We start from the raw sequence: 1,192 nt of genomic DNA on the forward strand, positions 1-1,192 counted from the left end.
TCGCGGCTGACATGGCTTGCGTCGATGCCTTCGGTCGCAAGAAAGTCGATCATCCGCTGCGAGAATTCGCCGCGCCCGACCCGGCTGCAATAGGCGACCTGCCAGCTTTCGGGCAGCAGGCGGCGCACATACCAAGCGGTGTTCAGCGTGTCGCCGGCGATGCCCAGCCGCCAGAGGTCGGGCTGGCCCGCGCCCGAAAGCTCGACCATGGCCTCGCCGATTGAGAGGATGCGCCCGCTCATGCCGCCAACTCGGCCTGCATGACGGCGCTCAGCCCCTTGGCCCGAATGCGGGACAGGGTGTCGCGGGCGGTGTCGGCGAAGGCGCCGGCGCGCAAGGCCTCGGGGGCGAGGCCAGGCAGGGCCAGCACGCCCGCGACCAGCGCCGCGTCGTCGCCTTCCGCGCGCCGGGCAAGATCCAGCAGGGCCGCGGCGCGCGGGTCGTCCGGGGCCTCGTCGCGGCTGGCCAGCCCGGCCAGCCAGGCCAGCCAGACCCCGGTGGCGAAGGCGAAGGGGCGGGGATCGCCGCCCCGCGCCAACAACTCGACCGAGGGGGCGAACCAGCGCTGCGGCAGCTTCTCGGTGCCGTCCGTGGCCACCTGGCTGGTCTTGTGCGCAATGGCGGGGTTGGCGAAGCGGGCCATCAGGGCATCGGCATAGGCCGCGACGTCCAGCCCGGCCCCGGGTGGCAGCGTCGCCCCCGCCGCGCGCAAATGGCGCCGCACCAGCGCGGCCAGCATCGGGTCGGCGACCGCCTCGCGGATATGGGGCTGGCCCAGGATCTGCCCGGCATAGGCCATCAGCGAATGGCTGCCGTTCAGCATCCGCAGCTTCATCGCCTCATGCGCGCGCACGTCGCGGACGAACTGGGCGCCGCCGGCCTCCCACGCGGGGCGGCCTTGGGGGAAATGATCCTCGATCACCCATTGGCTGAAGGACTCGGACTCGACGCAGGCGAGGTCGCGGTGGCCGGTCATGGTCTCGACATCGGCCAGCGTGCGCCCGGTCACCGCCGGGGTGATGCGGTCCACCATGGTCGCGGGAAAGGCGACGGTTTCCGCTATCCATTCCGCCAACGCGGGATCCGAGCGGCGGGCGAAGCCCAGCACGCCTGCCCGCAGCAGCGCGCCGTTGTCGGGCAGGTTGTCGCAGCAAAGCACCGTGAAGGGCGCGGTCCCGGCGGCGCGGTGCGC

At 72.6% G+C, this 1,192-nt stretch carries 2 protein-coding genes; both read right to left on the reverse strand.

Going from position 1 to position 1,192, the window contains the following annotated elements:
* Positions 1 to 242: PfkB family carbohydrate kinase (locus ASV56_RS22270; RefSeq protein WP_253880253.1), on the reverse strand; the 242-nt coding region annotated here is incomplete at its 3' end.
* On the reverse strand, positions 239 to 1,192 hold a 954-nt coding region (locus ASV56_RS22275), incomplete at its 5' end, for a mannitol dehydrogenase family protein (RefSeq protein ID WP_062564132.1). The genes ASV56_RS22275 and ASV56_RS22270, both read right to left, overlap by 4 nt.

The sequence above is a fragment of the Paracoccus aminovorans genome (assembly GCF_001546115.1).
GTDB lineage: Bacteria > Pseudomonadota > Alphaproteobacteria > Rhodobacterales > Rhodobacteraceae > Paracoccus > Paracoccus aminovorans_B.